At 38.6% G+C, this 17,451-nt stretch carries 14 protein-coding genes and 1 riboswitch; of the genes, 13 read left to right on the forward strand and 1 reads right to left on the reverse strand.

What is annotated here, in order from left to right; genetic code table 11:
- Nucleotides 1-165 precede the first annotated feature (165 nt).
- The 10 genes from WQ54_RS13135 (at nucleotide 166) to WQ54_RS13180 (ending at nucleotide 13,265) form a co-directional block, all read left to right on the forward strand.
- Nucleotides 166-2,526, forward strand: a complete 2,361-nt coding sequence (locus WQ54_RS13135; RefSeq protein ID WP_046517268.1) for an endonuclease MutS2 — start codon at nucleotides 166-168, stop codon at nucleotides 2,524-2,526.
- A gap of 14 nt (nucleotides 2,527-2,540) precedes the next feature.
- On the forward strand, nucleotides 2,541-2,945 hold the full coding sequence (locus WQ54_RS13140; protein WP_046517270.1) for a DUF350 domain-containing protein: 405 nt from the start codon (nucleotides 2,541-2,543) through the stop codon (nucleotides 2,943-2,945).
- 472 nt (nucleotides 2,946-3,417) lie between these two features.
- The gene (locus WQ54_RS13145; RefSeq protein ID WP_046517272.1) at nucleotides 3,418-5,106 is read left to right on the forward strand and encodes an AMP-binding protein; all 1,689 of its coding nucleotides are present in this window, start codon (nucleotides 3,418-3,420) and stop codon (nucleotides 5,104-5,106) included.
- 184 nt (nucleotides 5,107-5,290) lie between these two features.
- Nucleotides 5,291-5,875 (forward strand): TetR/AcrR family transcriptional regulator, encoded by a 585-nt coding sequence (locus WQ54_RS13150; protein ID WP_046517274.1) that lies wholly within the window; start codon nucleotides 5,291-5,293, stop codon nucleotides 5,873-5,875.
- A gap of 332 nt (nucleotides 5,876-6,207) precedes the next feature.
- Nucleotides 6,208-6,981, forward strand: a complete 774-nt coding sequence (locus WQ54_RS13155) for an enoyl-CoA hydratase (protein WP_046517276.1) — start codon at nucleotides 6,208-6,210, stop codon at nucleotides 6,979-6,981.
- 52 nt (nucleotides 6,982-7,033) lie between these two features.
- Nucleotides 7,034-7,807, forward strand: coding sequence for an electron transfer flavoprotein subunit beta/FixA family protein (locus tag WQ54_RS13160; protein WP_046517279.1), 774 nt, complete (start codon nucleotides 7,034-7,036; stop codon nucleotides 7,805-7,807).
- Between the two features lie 46 nt (nucleotides 7,808-7,853).
- Nucleotides 7,854-8,831 (forward strand): electron transfer flavoprotein subunit alpha/FixB family protein, encoded by a 978-nt coding sequence (locus tag WQ54_RS13165; protein ID WP_046517280.1) that lies wholly within the window; start codon nucleotides 7,854-7,856, stop codon nucleotides 8,829-8,831.
- A 191-nt stretch (nucleotides 8,832-9,022) separates the two neighbouring features.
- Nucleotides 9,023-9,337 carry a thioredoxin gene (gene trxA, locus WQ54_RS13170; protein WP_046517281.1) on the forward strand — a complete coding sequence of 105 codons (315 nt, stop codon included), beginning with the start codon at nucleotides 9,023-9,025 and terminating at the stop codon, nucleotides 9,335-9,337.
- 520 nt (nucleotides 9,338-9,857) lie between these two features.
- Entirely contained in the window at nucleotides 9,858-11,630 is a 1,773-nt protein-coding gene (uvrC, locus tag WQ54_RS13175) for an excinuclease ABC subunit UvrC (protein ID WP_046517283.1), read from the forward strand.
- A 79-nt stretch (nucleotides 11,631-11,709) separates the two neighbouring features.
- Nucleotides 11,710-11,890: riboswitch (Lysine riboswitch) on the forward strand.
- A 145-nt stretch (nucleotides 11,891-12,035) separates the two neighbouring features.
- Nucleotides 12,036-13,265, forward strand: a complete 1,230-nt coding sequence (locus WQ54_RS13180; RefSeq protein WP_046517285.1) for an aspartate kinase — start codon at nucleotides 12,036-12,038, stop codon at nucleotides 13,263-13,265.
- 58 nt (nucleotides 13,266-13,323) lie between these two features.
- Here the strand turns inward: WQ54_RS13180 and WQ54_RS13185 are convergent, their stop codons facing one another.
- Nucleotides 13,324-13,785: a YslB family protein gene (locus tag WQ54_RS13185; protein WP_046517295.1), complete on the reverse strand. Its 462-nt coding sequence runs from the start codon at nucleotides 13,783-13,785 to the stop codon at nucleotides 13,324-13,326.
- Between the two features lie 565 nt (nucleotides 13,786-14,350).
- Here WQ54_RS13185 and WQ54_RS13190 point away from each other — a divergent pair.
- From WQ54_RS13190 to sdhB, 3 genes are all read left to right on the forward strand, one after another.
- Nucleotides 14,351-14,959 (forward strand): succinate dehydrogenase cytochrome b558 subunit, encoded by a 609-nt coding sequence (locus tag WQ54_RS13190; RefSeq protein WP_046517287.1) that lies wholly within the window; start codon nucleotides 14,351-14,353, stop codon nucleotides 14,957-14,959.
- Between the two features lie 34 nt (nucleotides 14,960-14,993).
- Nucleotides 14,994-16,757: a succinate dehydrogenase flavoprotein subunit gene (gene sdhA / locus WQ54_RS13195; protein WP_046515624.1), complete on the forward strand. Its 1,764-nt coding sequence runs from the start codon at nucleotides 14,994-14,996 to the stop codon at nucleotides 16,755-16,757.
- Nucleotides 16,757-17,451 (forward strand): succinate dehydrogenase iron-sulfur subunit (gene sdhB / locus WQ54_RS13200; protein WP_046517289.1); only part of this gene is annotated, 695 nt, incomplete at its 3' end. The genes sdhA and sdhB, both read left to right, overlap by 1 nt.

The following is a 17,451-nucleotide window of genomic DNA, read 5'->3' on the forward strand; positions in this document are numbered from 1 at the left end:
GGGAGACCTAAGCAGGCTTGTATACGCTGAGAGGCACCCAGGACCACCTGCGTGAAAGCAAGAGCCTTTAGCAGAAATCAATAAGCAAGTTTAACACATTAAATATTATATTGAAAAGACCAATTTTATAAAAACGATCATGCAATTACTAGGAGGTTTACGGTTTTGCAGGAAAAAGTATTACATGTTTTAGAATTTGAAAAAGTAAAAGACCAGCTTGTTAACCATGCTTCATCCTCGTTAGGAAAAGAAAAAGCAAAAGCGTTAACTCCTTCAAGCCATTTTGAAGAAGTTCTTATTGCTCAGGAGCAAACAGATGAGGCTTCCAAAGTATTGCGTTTAAAAGGGAATGTTCCTCTAGGCGGCTTAGTGGATGTTAGAGCTGCTGTTAAGCGTGCAAAAATTGGCGGTTTGCTAAGTGCTTCTGAATTAATTGAAGTAGCCGGAACACTTTATGCTGGACGCAATATGAAACGGTTTATTGACAAAATGGTTGAAGAGGAAATTGAATTGCATCACCTCCCTGTGCTTGCAGAGAAAATTATTCTTATGCAAGACCTTGAGAAAAGCATTTCACAATGCATTGATGATAATGGATATGTGCTGGACAGTGCGAGTGTAACATTAAAAGGGATTCGTCAGCAGCTTAGAACAACAGAAGCAAGAGTAAGGGAAAAATTAGAATCAATGATACGCTCGTCTTCGGCAACGAAAATGCTTTCCGATGCCATTATTACGATTAGAAACGATCGTTATGTTATACCGGTAAAGCAGGAATACCGGTCATCATATGGCGGAATCGTTCATGACCAATCGAGCTCAGGAGCAACTCTTTTTATAGAACCTCAAGTAGTTGTGGATTTAAATAATACCCTTCAACAAGCAAAGGTTAAAGAAAAAGTGGAAATTGAGCGAATTTTAAGACTTCTTTCTGAAGAAGTTGCTGAAAATAGTCAAGATATATTACAAAATGTTTATTGCTTAGCAGAAATGGACTTTATGTTTACAAAAGCAAGATTTGCAAAGCAAATTAAAGCGACAAAGCCAATCGTCAATAATAAAGGTGTTATAAGACTGTTTCAGGCACGTCACCCGCTATTGCCTATAGAAGAAGTGGTACCAAATGATATTGAACTTGGAACGGACTTTACCACAATCGTTATTACAGGTCCAAATACCGGTGGTAAAACTGTGGCGTTAAAAACATTAGGATTATGTACGTTAATGGCACAGGCAGGATTGCAAATACCGGCCCTAGATGGATCTGAAGTTGCTGTATTTGCTCATGTATTTGCTGATATTGGTGATGAACAATCGATTGAGCAAAGCTTAAGTACATTCTCCTCACATATGGTTAATATTGTTGATATCCTAAAAAAAGTTGATGAAAATAGTCTAGTGCTATTTGATGAACTTGGGGCTGGTACAGATCCACAAGAAGGTGCGGCACTGGCCATTTCCATTCTCGACGAGGTGTATAACAGAGGAGCACGGGTTGTAGCGACTACTCATTACCCTGAATTAAAGGCTTATGGCTACAATCGAAGCGAGGTTATAAATGCAAGTGTTGAATTTGATATTACGACATTAAGCCCAACCTATAAGCTATTGATTGGTGTACCTGGTCGCAGTAATGCATTTGAAATTTCTAAGAGATTAGGCTTACAAGAACATGTGATAAACATGGCTAGAGCACAGATGAGTGATGAACGTACTGAAGTGGATACAATGATTGCTTCATTAGAAACAAGCAAAAAGACAGCTGAGCAAGAATGGAAGGAAGCAGAAAATATCCGGAAGGAAGCTGAAAAGCTTCATAAAGAATTGCAGCAGCAAATCATTGACTTGAATGAAAAACGTGATGCTTTATATGAAATGGCAGAACGTAAAGCAGAGGAAAAGGTTGAAGAAGCAAAAAAAGAAGCTGAAAAAATCATTCAGGATTTAAGACGAATGAGAAAGGAACAACATGCACAAGTAAAGGAGCATGAGCTGATTGATGCAAGGAAACGTTTAGAAGGAGCAGTTCCGGTCTTCGAGAAAAGTAAAAAAGTTGAAAAGAAGGAACCAGTCAAGCAAACGTTTACTCCTGGTGATGAAGTAAAGGTTATTAGCTTCGATCAAAAAGGTCATTTAATTGAAAAAGTGAATGATGATGAGTGGCAGGTACAGATGGGGATTTTAAAGATGAAGGTAAAGGAAAAGGACCTTCAATATATAAAAAGTCCAAAAAAGGAAGTGCACGAACGACCACTCGCAACGGTAAAAGGGAAGGATTACCATGTATCAGTTGAACTGGATCTACGAGGTGAACGTTATGAAAATGCACTACTCAAGGTAGAAAAATACTTAGATGATGCAGTTTTAGCCGGTTACCCAAGAGTTTCGATTATTCATGGGAAAGGTACTGGTGCCCTCCGTACAGGTGTAAAGGAATTGCTAAAAAACCATCGAAGTGTGAAGAACACCCGTTTTGGAGAAGCAGGTGAAGGTGGAACCGGAGTTACTATTGTTGAACTCAAATAGCGGGGAGAGGTTTGATGAAAGGATTTTGGGAAAATGAACTAGTTCAAATTGCTGCCTACTACAGCGTTGTGGTTCTTTGCATCATTGTGTTTTTAACAATCTTTGAGCTTGTGACGAAGTATAAAAATTGGGATGAAATTCAAAAGGGGAATATGGCTGTTGCCATGGCAACAGGCGGTAAAATCTTTGGTATTGCAAATATTTTTAGATTTTCAATTAATCAGCATGAAAGCTTATTAGAAATGATGGGTTCCGGACTTTTCGGTTTTATCCTGCTGCTTTTAGGCTACTTCATTTATGAATTTATGACGCCAAAATTTAAGATTGATGAGGAAATCCAAAAGGATAACCGTGCTGTTGGATTTATTTCACTCGTTATATCCGTCGGATTATCATTTGTAATTGGAGCAGGGATTTAAGGGAGAGTGTCAATTTGGAGACTTTAGCTAAAGTAATGTTTGGGCTGTGCGGCTTATTTATTATAATAGGGATTTTTTATTTAGTGTTTTTTTAGAATATCAATCAGTAGCAAATTATGTCGAATAGCAGATATTTTGTTTTACATTTAGTCTGGCATTGAAAGATGTCAGGCTTTTTTCATTCAATCTTAATGGGTGGGTCACACTTAGCCTGAGAGTCTTCTTCAATAAAAGAGAGCTTGTATCAATACTATTTGAAAATATTTATATTTCTGAATATGAAAAAATCTGCTATACTTTTTTATATGAAGGGAAGGGGAAGAGCGACGTCTGTTTATGACTATTAGCATAGTTTTCAACCTACTAAACCAATACCAGCCTCCTCTCCAAAAAAGATAAATATTGAATGGTAGTGCTTATTCATATAGCTGGTTACTGATAAAGAAGAATAGCATTGGAGGAGGAGTAGAAGATGGAAAGTCTGAAACCTTGGTTACGTCATTATCCAATAGAAATCCCTCATGAAATTCATTTTGAAGACACATCGTTATCTGATTATTTACTTCAAGCCGCTGCTGAATTCCCAACAAAAAAAGCTATTCATTTCCTAGGAAAAGAACTGACGTATTCGGAGATAAGCAATCAGTCATTAAAGCTGGCGAATTATTTACAATCACTTGGCTTGCAAAAAGGTGAAAGAGTTTCTATTATGCTGCCCAATTGTCCGCAAGCCGTTATCGCTTATTACGGGGTATTATTAGCTGGGGGAATTGTTGTTCAAACGAATCCGCTTTATATGGAAAGAGAGCTCGAATACCAGCTAAGAGACAGCGAGTCTAAATTCATCGTCACACTTGATTTATTATATCCAAGAGTATCAAAATTGAAAGCGTTAACAAATTTGAAGCATATTATTGTTACAGGTATAAAAGATTATTTGCCATTCCCTAAAAATCTTCTATACCCCTTCGTTCAAAAAAAACAAAATCAACTTGTTGTAAATGTTGAACACGAGGGAGATACACATTTATTTAAGAAGATCATGACATTAGCTGAACCAAAAGCAGACTTGCCTAATATAAATCCTTCCGAAGATATTGCCATATTACAATATACTGGCGGGACAACGGGGTTTCCAAAAGGAGTAATGCTGACCCATACAAACGTTGCGGCAAATACAAAAATGTGTGCCCACTGGATGTATAAATGTAAGAGAGGTGAAGAATCTGTTCTGGGCATTATTCCATTTTTCCATGTGTATGGAATGACAACAGTAATGAATCTGTCTGTAATGCAGGGTTTTAAAATGATTCTACTTCCAAAGTTTGATGCAACTGACACATTAAAAACAATTGAAAAGCTAAAACCGACACTTTTTCCTGGTGCACCAACCATTTACATTGCATTGTTGAACCATCCTGAAATCCAAAACTATGACCTTTCTTCGATTAATTGTTGTATTAGCGGCTCGGCGCCTCTCCCGATAGAGGTCCAAGAAAAATTTGAGAAGGTGACAGGTGGACGTCTCGTCGAAGGGTATGGATTATCAGAGGCTTCACCAGTAACCCATGCAAACTTTTTATGGGATAAACGAAAAACAGGAAGCATCGGTGTACCGTGGCCAAATACTGATTCAGCCATTCTGTCCTATGAAAAAGATGGCTTTGCTGAGCCAAATGAGCTTGGTGAAATCGTGATTCGCGGTCCTCAAGTAATGAAAGGATATTGGAATAAACAGGAAGAAACAGAAGCTGTTCTCAAAGATGGTTGGCTTTTTACAGGGGATATTGGCTATATGGATGAAGAAGGATATTTCTACATTGTTGACCGGAAAAAGGATATGATCATTGCTGGTGGATATAATATCTATCCCCGCGAGATAGAAGAAGTTCTTTATGAGCATGAAAAGGTTCAGGAAGTGGTTGTCGCAGGGGTGCCTGATCCATATCGAGGAGAAACGGTTAAGGCATATATCGTATTAAAAGATAACCAGACAGCGACGCCAGAGGAGTTTGATCATTTTGCTCGTCAACATTTAGCTGCATATAAAGTTCCTCACTTTTATGAGTTTCGCTCAGAGTTACCGAAAACAGCCGTTGGTAAAATATTAAGGCGAGTCCTAATTGATGAGGAAAGAGAAAAATTTAAAAATGCTAATTAAGGGTTTTGATTTCAACCACCTGTTTGTTATTATTTAGAAAGGCTTTGCAGTGGGCCCTTATCGGGTCCGCTTCTTTTTAATTGATCACATAAAAAAGCGAAATGAGGCTTGACATAATGGGCAGGAAAAATTATCATAAAAATATGAATGACGATTCATTCATTTCTAGAAGGAGAGTCGACCATTGAAACAGAAAAAACCGAAATATAAACAAATCATAGACGCTGCTGTTATTGTTATTGCTGAAAATGGATATCATCAAGCACAAGTATCAAAGATTGCCAAACAAGCGGGTGTTGCTGATGGAACCATCTATTTGTATTTCAAAAACAAAGAAGACATCCTTGTTTCGCTTTTCCAAGAGAAAATGGGCATCTTTATCGAAAAAATTGAGGGTGAAATCAAGTCATCTGAAACAGCGGCAGAAAAGCTTTACACTCTAATTAAAACACATTTCTCATTGCTCGCTGAAGATCATCATTTAGCAATTGTGACGCAGCTTGAGCTTAGACAATCAAATAAAGAGCTGCGTTTAAGGATAAATGAGGTATTAAAGGGCTACTTCAATGTAGTTGATAAAATCATTACAGCCGGGAAGGAAATGGGCGAATTTAGGGAGGAACTGGATCTCCGGCTAACACGACAAATGATTTTTGGAACGATTGATGAAACCGTAACAACTTGGGTAATGAACGATCAAAAATATGATCTTTCAGAACAAGCGAAAAAGGTCCATGACTTAATTGTATATGGCTTTGCGAAAAGGTAAATAAAAGAGAACGCTCTTTTCTAAGAGATTCTTGTTTTGAGATAAGTTCTTTGAATAAGGTTGATTAGAACTGGTTGTTAGACTCCTGCTTAGAGCAGCAGACATGGTGATATTTATACGGCGATTCCCCTGATGAGTTTAAGAGAGCCACGAGGAAAGAAATCCTTTCTCGCTGCAATCAATCATTTCATACTACTTGGCTAAATAGCAACAAAGTTTGTGAAAACAGCCAAAGGATAAAAAGGAATAATCGCTACCTAAAACGAAAGTACTTATTAAGTCATATACAAACATACATTAGAGTAAAAGCTGATAGGCTAGGGGGAAATGACATGGAATGTTTAAATCTTGTAATAGAAGATCATGTTGCTGTTGTGACTATCAATCATTCACCAGCAAATGCACTATCCTCAAAGGTGTTGAAAGAGCTTTCAAACTTGCTTGATAAAATTGAAACAGATGAGCAAGTACGGGCGATCGTGTTGCATGGGGAAGGGAGATTCTTTTCGGCAGGAGCAGATATTAAAGAATTCCTTCAAGTACCGTCAGGTGATGAATTCTCTAAAATGGCTGTTAAGGGTCAGGAATTATTTGAAAGAATTGAGACCTTTCAAAAGCCGATTATTGCTGCGATTCATGGCGCTGCTTTAGGCGGTGGTTTAGAATTAGCCATGTCATGCCATATCCGCCTTGTCACAGAGGATGCAAAGCTAGGCTTGCCCGAACTTCAGCTTGGCATAATTCCTGGCTTTGGCGGTACGCAAAGACTGCCTAAATATATTGGAACAGGCCGTGCATTAGAAATGATGCTGACAAGTGAACCAATTATGGGAGCCGAAGCTGTAAAGCTGGGACTTGCTAACCACTGTTATCCGGAAGAAAGCCTTGTTGAGGAAGCGAAAAAACTTGCAGCAAAGTTTGCACAAAAAAGCCCTCTTTCTGTCAAGGCCGTAATTTCACTACTTAATACCAGTAAAACTTCAGTTTATGAAGCAGGTATGAGACAAGAGGCTGAATGGTTTGGTGAGATTTTTGAAAGTGCTGATGCTAAAGAGGGGATTTCAGCATTTATTGAAAAACGCAAACCAAGCTTCAAGGGGAAATAGTTAGATAAGCATATGTTTCAAAAATATTTAATGGCACATGGGGGAATGGGAAATGAATATTTTTGTATTGATGAAAAGAACATTTGACACTGAGGAAAAAATCATCGTTTCAAATGGCCTGATTCAAGAGGATGGAGCAGAATTTATCATCAACCCGTATGATGAATATGCAATTGAAGAGGCAATACAGCTGCGAGATGCAAATGGCGGGGAAGTTACAGTTGTATCAATCGGCGGGGAAGAGTCTGAAAAGCAATTGCGTACGGCATTAGCTATGGGGTGTGATAAAGCTGTTTTAATTAATACAGAAGATGATGTAGAGGCTGGAGATCAATTTACCACTTCCAAAATTTTAGCAGAGTATCTTAAAGAGCAAGATTTTGATCTTATCCTTGGCGGAAATGTAGCTATAGATGGGGGATCGGGACAGGTTGGCCCACGATTGGCAGAATTATTAGACATCGCATATGTAACAACGATTACAAAGCTTGATATTGATGGCGAAAACGTGACGATTATTCGTGATGTTGAAGGGGATTCTGAAGTTATCGAAACAACTCTGCCATTATTAGTGACAGCACAACAGGGGCTAAATGAGCCTCGATACCCATCTTTGCCAGGTATTATGAAGGCAAAGAAAAAACCGCTTGATGAACTTGAATTAGATGATCTTGATCTTGATGAAGATGATGTTGAAGCGAAAACAAAAACTATTGAAATTTTCTTGCCTCCACAAAAAGAAGCCGGGAAGGTTTTACAAGGAGATTTAGATAATCAAGTAAAAGAACTGGTATCACTTCTCCGCAACGAAGCAAAGGTTATCTAACAGGGAGAATGAATTGGATCTAATGATCAGAACAGGGGGAAAAATCATGGGTAGAAAAGTTCTTGTATTAAGTGAAGTTCGCGATCAAGCTTTGCGTAATGTATCTTTTGAGGCGATTGCAGCAGGGAAAACCATTTCCGAAGGGGGAGAAGTGATTGCCATATTAATGGGTGAAAATGTTGCATCATTATCGACAGAACTCATTCAATATGGTGCAGACCGGGTGGTGACTGTGGAAAATGATAAACTTCGTACGTATACACCTGACGGATATTCCCAAGCGCTTTTGACTGTCATTCAAAATGAAAATCCAGAAGGCATTGTATTCGGACATACTGCTTTGGGGAAAGATTTATCACCAAAAATTGCAGCAAAATTGAACTCAGGTTTAGTTTCTGATGCAACAGCTATTGAAGTGGTTGGCGGGAATGTCGTCTTCACTCGGCCTATTTATTCCGGAAAAGCTTTTGAAAAGAAAATTGTCACGGATGGTATCATTTTTGCTACAGTTCGTCCAAATAATATTGCTCCGCTTCAAAAAGATGAAACAAGAAATGGAGAGTCCAGCTCACTAACAGTGGATATTAAAGATTTACGAACCATCGTAAAAGAGGTGGTGCGAAAAGCCTCAGAAGGGGTGGATTTATCAGAAGCTAAGATAGTAATTGCTGGTGGACGCGGAGTAAAAAGCGAGGAAGGCTTCAAGCCATTAAAGGAATTGGCGGAGGTTTTAGGTGGGGCAGTAGGAGCTTCACGAGGGGCATGTGATGCTGATTACTGTGATTATTCATTGCAAATTGGGCAAACAGGTAAGGTTGTAACACCTGATTTATACATTGCATGCGGTATCTCAGGAGCTATTCAGCATTTAGCTGGTATGTCAAATTCAAAAGTCATTGTAGCAATTAATAAGGATCCAGAAGCAAATATTTTTAAAGTTGCAGATTATGGAATCGTCGGTGATTTATTTGAAGTCGTTCCTCTCTTAACAGATGAGTTTAAAAAGCTTAAAATTCATTCTTAATTTAAGGCACGCAAGCAGCGTGCTTTTTTTGCGTCACTGAGCAAGGCTGCTTCCGCTTTTCTTGATAAAAACAACCATGTTTCGATATCAAAACATTGGGAAAAGTAATAGTGAAGCAAAATGTTAGCTTACTTCAATTGTGAGTGCTATACTTTAAACATATTTTACCCTACAAATTAGGAGGAATTGCAATGGCAATAACAAATGTAACAGATCAAACATTTTCAAGTGAAACAAACGAAGGAGTCGTATTGGTAGACTTCTGGGCACCATGGTGCGGACCATGTAAGATGATTGCTCCAGTTCTTGAAGAACTTGATTCAGATATGGGTGACAAAGTAAAAATCGTTAAAGTGGATGTTGACGAAAACCAAGAAACTGCTGGTAAATTCGGCGTAATGAGCATTCCAACTTTACTTGTTCTAAAAGACGGAGAAGTAGTTGACAAAGCTGTTGGCTACCAACCAAAAGAAGCATTAGCTGAAGTATTAAACAAGCATGTATAAAAAAAGGATTGACTTTTGTCAGTCCTTTTTTATAAATTAAGAAAGATCACTATCGGCTGAGGTCATAAGGCGAATAGAAATTGAAGGTGAAAAACATCTTTTATTCCTATTCGCCTTATACTTGTCGCTGAATGCCTCAAGCCTACTTATCGTTTCGAAATTTATAAAGTTTCAGAAATATGGATAAGACTTCGAAACTCAGCTTCAGAGCACGGCTTTGACCGCCATCGCTTAGCCCTTCTAGGGTCTAGCCATTCAGTAATTGAAGGTGAAGAACACCTTCTATTTCGGAGCCTCTTCTTTTCCCTAGGCTGATCAAGGCCCTTTTAGATTTTGTACTAGGAAATGATTGCATGTAATTCGACTATTTTACATAGGACGAATGATAGGAGTCATGATAAAATGGTAGTATCTAAAATAGGCAGTAATCCGCCATGATAATATTATTATTCTGGGGGATTACTGCCTATTTAAAAGAATGTAGAAGTCATAAACAAAATAGTTAGGAGAGTGTTTGCTAGTGAAGGAACAAATAAAGGAAAAGCTTGCACTTCTTCCTGATCAGCCAGGCTGTTATATCATGAAGGATCGCCAAGGAACGGTTATTTATGTCGGTAAGGCAAAAGTGCTTAAAAACAGAGTTCGCTCTTATTTTTCAGGTTCCCATGATGGAAAAACACTGCGTTTAGTCAATGAAATCGTTGATTTTGAATATATTGTCACTTCCTCTAACTTAGAAGCCCTGATTCTTGAGTTAAATCTCATTAAAAAATATGATCCAAAATATAATGTGATGCTAAAGGATGATAAAACATACCCGTTTATTCAAATTACAAATGAACGTCATCCGCGTTTGCTCGTCACCAGAAAAGTAAAAAGAAATAAAGGAAAATATTTCGGGCCATATCCCAATGTACAATCAGCCCGTGAGACGATAAAGCTGCTTGATCGACTGTATCCCTTAAGGAAATGCTCAACACTGCCTGACCGTGTCTGTCTCTATTATCATATGGGACAATGTCTCGCACCATGTGTTTATGATGTTTCAGAAGATAAAAACCGCCAAATGGTTGAGGAAATTTCCAGGTTTTTAAATGGAGGATATAAGAAAATAAAAGAAGATTTAACTGAAAAAATGGTGAACGCTTCTGAGGGTCTGGAATTTGAGAGGGCAAAAGAATATCGAGATCAAATCTTGCATATTGAAGCAACAATGGAAAAACAAAAAATGACATTAAATGACCATGTGGACCGCGATGTGTTCGGCTATGCTTATGATAAAGGCTGGATGTGTGTACAAGTCTTTTTTATACGTCAAGGAAAACTAATTGAACGTGATGTTTCGATGTTTCCGATTTATGACAGCCCAGAACAGGAATTTTTAACTTATTTAGGACAATTTTATTCAAAGGCCAATCATTTTGTGCCAAAGGAGATTTTACTTCCTGACAGTGTAGAAGTGGATGTCGTTGAACAGCTGTTAGACGTAAAAACGCTCCAACCAAAGCGCGGCCAAAAGAAGGATTTAATTTTATTGGCCCATAAAAATGCGAAAATAGCATTAAAAGAAAAGTTTCAGCTAATTGAAAGAGATGAGGAGAGAACGATTAAAGCTGTCGAGAATCTGGGGGATAAGCTTGGCATCCATACCCCTCATCGTATTGAAGCCTTTGATAACTCAAATATCCAGGGTGCGGATCCTGTTTCTGCAATGGTTGTATTTGAAGATGGCAAGCCTGCCAAAAAGCATTACCGTAAATATAAAATTAAAAGTGTTAAAGGTCCTGATGACTATGAATCTATGAGAGAGGTCGTAAGAAGGCGTTATAGCCGTGTTTTAAAAGAAGAGCTTCACTTACCGGATTTAGTGATTATTGATGGAGGAAAAGGACATTTAGCAGCCGCTCAAGATGTATTAGAAAATGAGCTTGGGCTTGATATTCCGGTTGCAGGTTTAGTTAAAGATGATAAGCATCGGACATCAGAACTGATTATCGGTTCCCCGCCTGAGATAATTCAGCTTGAAAGAAATAGTCAGGAATTTTATCTTCTGCAAAGAATTCAAGATGAGGTACATCGCTTTGCTATTACTTTTCATCGTCAGCTACGTGGGAAAAATGCATTTCATTCCGTTTTAGATGATATACCTGGCGTAGGTGAAAAAAGAAAGAAAGCACTGCTAAAGCATTTCGGGTCTTTAAAGAAAATGAAGGAAGCTGGCGTAGAGGACTTTAGGGAAGCCGGTATGCCTGAAAGCATTGCTAAGCAAATCATTGAAGCCTTAAAAGAGTAGATTATGATTGATGCTTGCGTTTTTAAAGAAAGTTTGGTAATGTAAAAAGTAATTTCATACTATGATCGTTAGTTTGTTAAATGATGGTAGAGGTGCGAACTTCAATAGTAGCCAGTTTGAGGAGGAATGGTCTCCAATGACAGCTGGTAAAAGGGGATGTTCGCCGAAGTAAGTAGGGCACCATTTGCTTTACCTGCTGGTTTTACATTTAAGAGATGTAAAATTGTCAAGAAATAATTTCTTGGAGAGCTATCTCATTGTATAAAGACGAATTTTTTCGTTTAGTAAGCAATGGGATGTTTTTGTCTCATTGCTTTTTTATTTGGTGAAAAATCATCTTACGGCTCTGACCTTCTAGCAGACAGAATCCGATCATTAAATAAACAACAGAAGGGTGAGGTAATTTTGGGTATTATTGTTCAAAAATTTGGCGGTACATCAGTTGGCTCTGTTGAAAGAATTCTTAATGTAGCTAACCGTGTCATTCAAGAAAAGGAAAACGGAAACGACGTAGTTGTTGTTGTCTCAGCGATGGGGAAATCTACTGATCAGCTTGTTGATCTAGCAAGCCAAATGACAGCAAAACCTAGTAAGCGGGAAATGGATATGCTTCTCACTACAGGTGAACAAGTGACCATTTCTTTATTAGCCATGGCATTATTGGAAAAAGGATATGATGCCATTTCTTATACAGGATGGCAAGCAGGTATTAAAACAGAAGAACACCATGGAAACGCAAGAATAACCAACATCAATCCTGATGTCATTAAAAAGGAATTGACTGCCGGGAAAATTGTTGTTGTTGCTGGCTTCCAAGGTTTATCAGATACTTTGCAAATTACAACTTTAGGCAGGGGCGGTTCAGATACGACAGCAGTAGCACTTGCAGCAGCTTTAAAAGTGGATAAATGCGATATATACACGGATGTAACAGGTGTGTTTACGACAGATCCGCGCTATGTAAAAGGTGCAAGAAAACTTGACGCAATCTCGTATGATGAAATGCTAGAATTGGCGAATTTAGGTGCAGGAGTTTTACATCCGCGTGCAGTAGAGTTTGCGAAAAATTACAATATTTCATTAGAGGTACGTTCAAGCATGGAAAATGAACGAGGGACGATTATAGAGGAGGAAGCAAAAATGGAGGAAAACCTAATTGTAAGAGGGATTGCGTTTGAAGATCAAGTAACAAGAGTGTCTATTTTAGGGTTGCCAAATGAATTAACAACACTCTCTACCATTTTTTCAACATTAGCAAAGCATGGTTTGAATGTGGATATCATTATTCAGAATACGACCAGCGATAATAAAACATCGATTTCATTTTCAATTAAAACATCCGATCTTGAGGATACGATTTCAATTCTGGAGCAACATAAGTCTGAATTAAATTATGAACGAATTGAATCTGAATCAGGTCTTGCAAAAGTATCCATTGTCGGTTCAGGCATGGTTTCAAATCCTGGTGTAGCTGCTGAGATGTTCAAGGTTATGGCTGATCAAGGAATTGAAGTGAAAATGGTCAGCACGTCTGAGATTAAAGTATCTACTGTCATTTCCGGAGAGCAAATGGTAACAGCAGTGGATATCCTTCACAGCGCCTTTGACCTTTCAAAAGCAACAGCAAGGGTTTAAAAAATAGGGCAGTCTCAAAAAAAGAATTTATCCTTTCTGAGACTGCCTCATATTGCTTTTAAAGTTTACGTTTGCTGCGTTTTCCGATTGTTATCTCATCAAGCTGATCTTTTTGATCCCATTGGGCGATAAAAATAACTTTGCCTGCGCGTTTTTTGATTTGTTCATAGGTCTCGGTAATATATTTGTTCATTGATTGCAGCTGTTCGGCAATAAAACCGGCTTCTAGTTGAAACGTACAATCATCCGTTTTATTAAGTCTGATTGAAACGAGCTCTCCACTTAATTCAAATTCCATTTCATTCTTTTTATTATGTAGCAAAATGAGGTTTCCCCAGCCGGCTGCTTCAAAAAAGGCTGTGAGCTCTTCGGTTGATTGGACGGGATATTTTCGAGCAATTCCTTTTCCAGCCCAATACAGCATTTGCTGATGATCTTGTCCAAGTATTTCTGGAAGCAGCACGTCTCTTAACAATTCCAAACTAAATGCTGGTACCTGAATTTCTTTTAATTCTTCCATTTTAATGAGTTCTAATTGTTTGTTCACGGTATTCCCCTCTTTCTAAGCTTTATTATATAACAAGTCCTGTACTGAAAAACATGTAATATTAAGTAAAAAAGGTCTATTTCACGTAAATAGGAGGGAATCTATCTTTGATAGATTATGTTTTAATAGGAAATCAAGTCTTCTTGAAGAGGTAAAAAAAGAATTTTTAATGGGATGCTTTTCTAGGAGCCTAAACATAATAATTACTTGTATTTACATAGAGATTGTTGTTGGAGGTCCACTATATTGATAAAATAAAATTAAATACATTAAGACATGTCGAAAAATCAGAATTTATGAACACGTTTTCTTGACGCTCTTACTTTATGGGAGTAAAATGTATTTGTCACATTTTATCTGAATAGCTGGCAGAGGATTTATTTTTTTCTGCTTGTTAAAGCTCATTTGTTTTTTTCGTATGACCATTTGGATTTGAATTGATTAAAGTTTAACTTTATCAGGAAAAGATTAATGAGTGAATGAAAAGACGTTGGTTTAAAATTTGTAGGCGCATTATTGAAACTAGGGGGTAAGTTTAATGGCTGGAAACAGAGAGTTTGTGAATCGCAGACTGCACTCATTGCTAGGAGTAATTCCTGTAGGCCTCTTTTTAGTTCAGCATCTTGTTGTCAATCACTTTGCAACAAGAGGTGCAGAGGCATTTAACGAGGCAGCTCATTTTATGGAGATGCTTCCTTTTAGGTATCTTTTGGAAACTTTTATCATTTTCCTTCCGCTTTTATACCATGCTATTTACGGAGTTTACATTGCTTTCACAGCTAAGAACAACGTAAGCAACTATGGTTATCTGCGCAACTGGCTATTCATGCTTCAGCGTGTAACAGGCATTATTACATTTATTTTTGTTGCATGGCATGTTTGGGAAACGAGAATAGCTGCTGCATTCGGAGCGGAAGTAAATTATGATATGATGGCTTCCATTTTAAGCAGTCCATTTATGCTAGCATTCTACTTAATTGGAGTTATTTCAACCATATTCCACTTTGCTAACGGATTATGGTCATTTGCTGTTAGCTGGGGAATTACTGTTACTCCTCGCTCACAAGTTATTTCCACTTACGTTACGCTGGCGATCTTTTTAGCGCTATCAATCGTGGGAGTTCGAGCAATATTCGCATTCGTGTAATTTTTAGCAACAGCTATTAAAAGGAGTGGGCTTAATGAGCAAAAATAAAATAATCGTTGTCGGAGGCGGATTAGCCGGTTTAATGGCTACTATTAAGGCCGCTGAACACGGCGTTCAAGTAGATTTATTTTCATTAGTACCAGTGAAACGATCTCACTCTGTGTGTGCACAGGGCGGAATTAACGGTGCAGTAAATACGAAGGGTGAGGGAGATTCACCTTGGGAGCATTTTGATGATACGGTATACGGGGGAGATTTCTTGGCGAATCAGCCGCCAGTAAAAGCTATGACCGAAGCTGCTCCCGCTATTATTCACCTATTAGACCGAATGGGTGTTATGTTCAACCGTACTCCTGAGGGATTACTAGATTTTAGACGTTTTGGCGGAACGCAGCACCACCGTACAGCATTTGCCGGTGCTACAACCGGTCAACAGCTGCTTTATGCATTGGATGAACAGGTTCGGCGTTATGAGGTTGCCGGTCTTGTAACCAAGTATGAAGGCTGGGAGTTTTTAGGTGCGATCATTGATGATGAAGGTGTTTGCCGCGGAGTTACCGCTCAAAACCTTACTTCAATGAAAATTGAATCATTCCGTTCTGATGCCGTAATTATGGCAACAGGAGGCCCTGGGATCATCTTTGGTAAATCAACTAATTCAGTCATTAACACAGGCTCTGCTGCTTCAATTGTTTACCAGCAAGGTGTTTACTATGCTAACGGCGAATTTATTCAAATCCATCCAACTGCTATCCCGGGAGATGATAAGCTTCGTCTTATGAGTGAGTCTGCGCGTGGAGAAGGTGGACGTGTTTGGACGTATAAAGATGGTAAACCATGGTATTTCCTTGAAGAAAAATATCCTGCATATGGAAACCTTGTTCCTCGTGATATCGCTACACGTGAAATCTTTGATGTTTGTGTAGAACAGAAGCTTGGAATCAATGGCGAAAATATGGTGTACTTAGACTTATCCCATAAAGATCCTAAAGAACTTGATATTAAATTGGGCGGAATTATTGAAATTTATGAGAAATTCATGGGTGATGATCCACGTAAAGTTCCGATGAAGATTTTCCCTGCTGTTCACTATTCAATGGGCGGACTATGGGTTGATTATGATCAAATGACAAACGTTCCTGGCTTGTTTGCAGCTGGTGAATGTGATTACTCTATGCATGGAGCGAATCGTTTAGGAGCGAACTCTTTATTATCTGCCATTTATGGCGGTATGGTTGCCGGTCCAAATGCTGTCAAGTATATTAATGGCCTTGAAAAGAGTGCTGAGGATCTATCATCTACGGTATTTGAAGGTTTTGTAAAACAGGAAGAAGAAAAATGGAATACTATCATGAGCTTAGATGGCAGCGAAAATGCCTACGTTCTTCATAAAGAGTTAGGAGAATGGATGACTGATAACGTTACGGTTGTTAGACATAATGATAAGCTTCTAAAAACGGATGAGAAAATTCAAGAACTGATCGAACGTTTCGATCACATTAATATTAACGATACGGCTAAATGGAGCAATCAAGGGGCAACATTTACCCGCCAATTGAAAAATATGCTTCAATTATCACGCGTTGTAACCCTTGGTGCTTACAATCGTAATGAAAGTCGCGGAGCCCATTACAAACCGGAATTCCCGGATCGTAATGACGAAGAATGGTTAAAAACCACAATGGCCAGCTACAAAGGAGACCGTACAGCACCTGAGTTTAAATACGAAGATGTAGATGTATCACTCATAGAGCCGCGTAAACGTGACTATTCTAAAAGTAAAAAGGGGGATAAATAATGAGTGAGAATAAGGTTGTTCAATTTATTATTACTCGTCAAGAATCACCTGATGCTGCCCCTTATCAAGAAAAATTTGAAATTCCATATCGCCCGAATATGAACGTTATTTCGGCGCTAATGGAAATTCGCCGTAATCCTGTTAATGCTGAAGGGAAGAAGACAACACCTATTAACTGGGATATGAACTGCTTGGAAGAGGTATGTGGTGCATGCTCAATGGTCATCAACGGGAAGCCCCGTCAATCATGTACGGCTCTTGTTGATCAGCTTGAGCAGCCAATCCGTCTTGAGCCAATGCGTACATTCCCTGTTGTACGTGATTTGCAGGTGGATCGTAAGCGTATGTTTGATTCACTTAAAAAGGTTAAAGCATGGATCCCAATTGATGGTACGTACGATTTAGGTCCTGGACCGCGTATGCCTGAGAAAAAACGACAATGGGCTTATGAACTTTCAAAATGTATGACTTGCGGTGTGTGTTTAGAGGCATGTCCAAATGTAAACAGCAAATCTAATTTCATTGGACCAGCTCCATTATCACAAGTACGTTTATTTAATGCCCACCCGACAGGTGAAATGAATAGATCAGAGCGTCTTGAAGCTATTATGGGTGATGGCGGTTTAGCAAACTGCGGAAACTCACAAAACTGTGTACAGTCTTGTCCAAAGGGTATTCCTTTAACGACATCAAT

The sequence above is a fragment of the Bacillus sp. SA1-12 genome, assembly GCF_000981385.1.
In the GTDB taxonomy this organism is placed as follows: domain Bacteria; phylum Bacillota; class Bacilli; order Bacillales; family Bacillaceae; genus Metabacillus.

Bases quoted from the DNA above. Each gene is read 5' to 3' on its own strand.
- WQ54_RS13160 (WP_046517279.1), top strand. From the start codon at position 7,034: ATGAATATTTTTGTATTGATGAAAAGAACATTTGACACTGAGGAAAAA.
- WQ54_RS13155 (WP_046517276.1), top strand. From the start codon at position 6,208: ATGGAATGTTTAAATCTTGTAATAGAAGATCATGTTGCTGTTGTGACT.
- WQ54_RS13140 (WP_046517270.1), top strand. From the start codon at position 2,541: ATGAAAGGATTTTGGGAAAATGAACTAGTTCAAATTGCTGCCTACTAC.
- WQ54_RS13185 (WP_046517295.1), bottom strand. From the start codon at position 13,785: ATGGAAGAATTAAAAGAAATTCAGGTACCAGCATTTAGTTTGGAATTG.
- WQ54_RS13145 (WP_046517272.1), top strand. From the start codon at position 3,418: ATGGAAAGTCTGAAACCTTGGTTACGTCATTATCCAATAGAAATCCCT.
- WQ54_RS13190 (WP_046517287.1), top strand. From the start codon at position 14,351: ATGGCTGGAAACAGAGAGTTTGTGAATCGCAGACTGCACTCATTGCTA.
- trxA (WP_046517281.1), top strand. From the start codon at position 9,023: ATGGCAATAACAAATGTAACAGATCAAACATTTTCAAGTGAAACAAAC.
- WQ54_RS13165 (WP_046517280.1), top strand. From the start codon at position 7,854: ATGGGTAGAAAAGTTCTTGTATTAAGTGAAGTTCGCGATCAAGCTTTG.
- sdhA (WP_046515624.1), top strand. From the start codon at position 14,994: ATGAGCAAAAATAAAATAATCGTTGTCGGAGGCGGATTAGCCGGTTTA.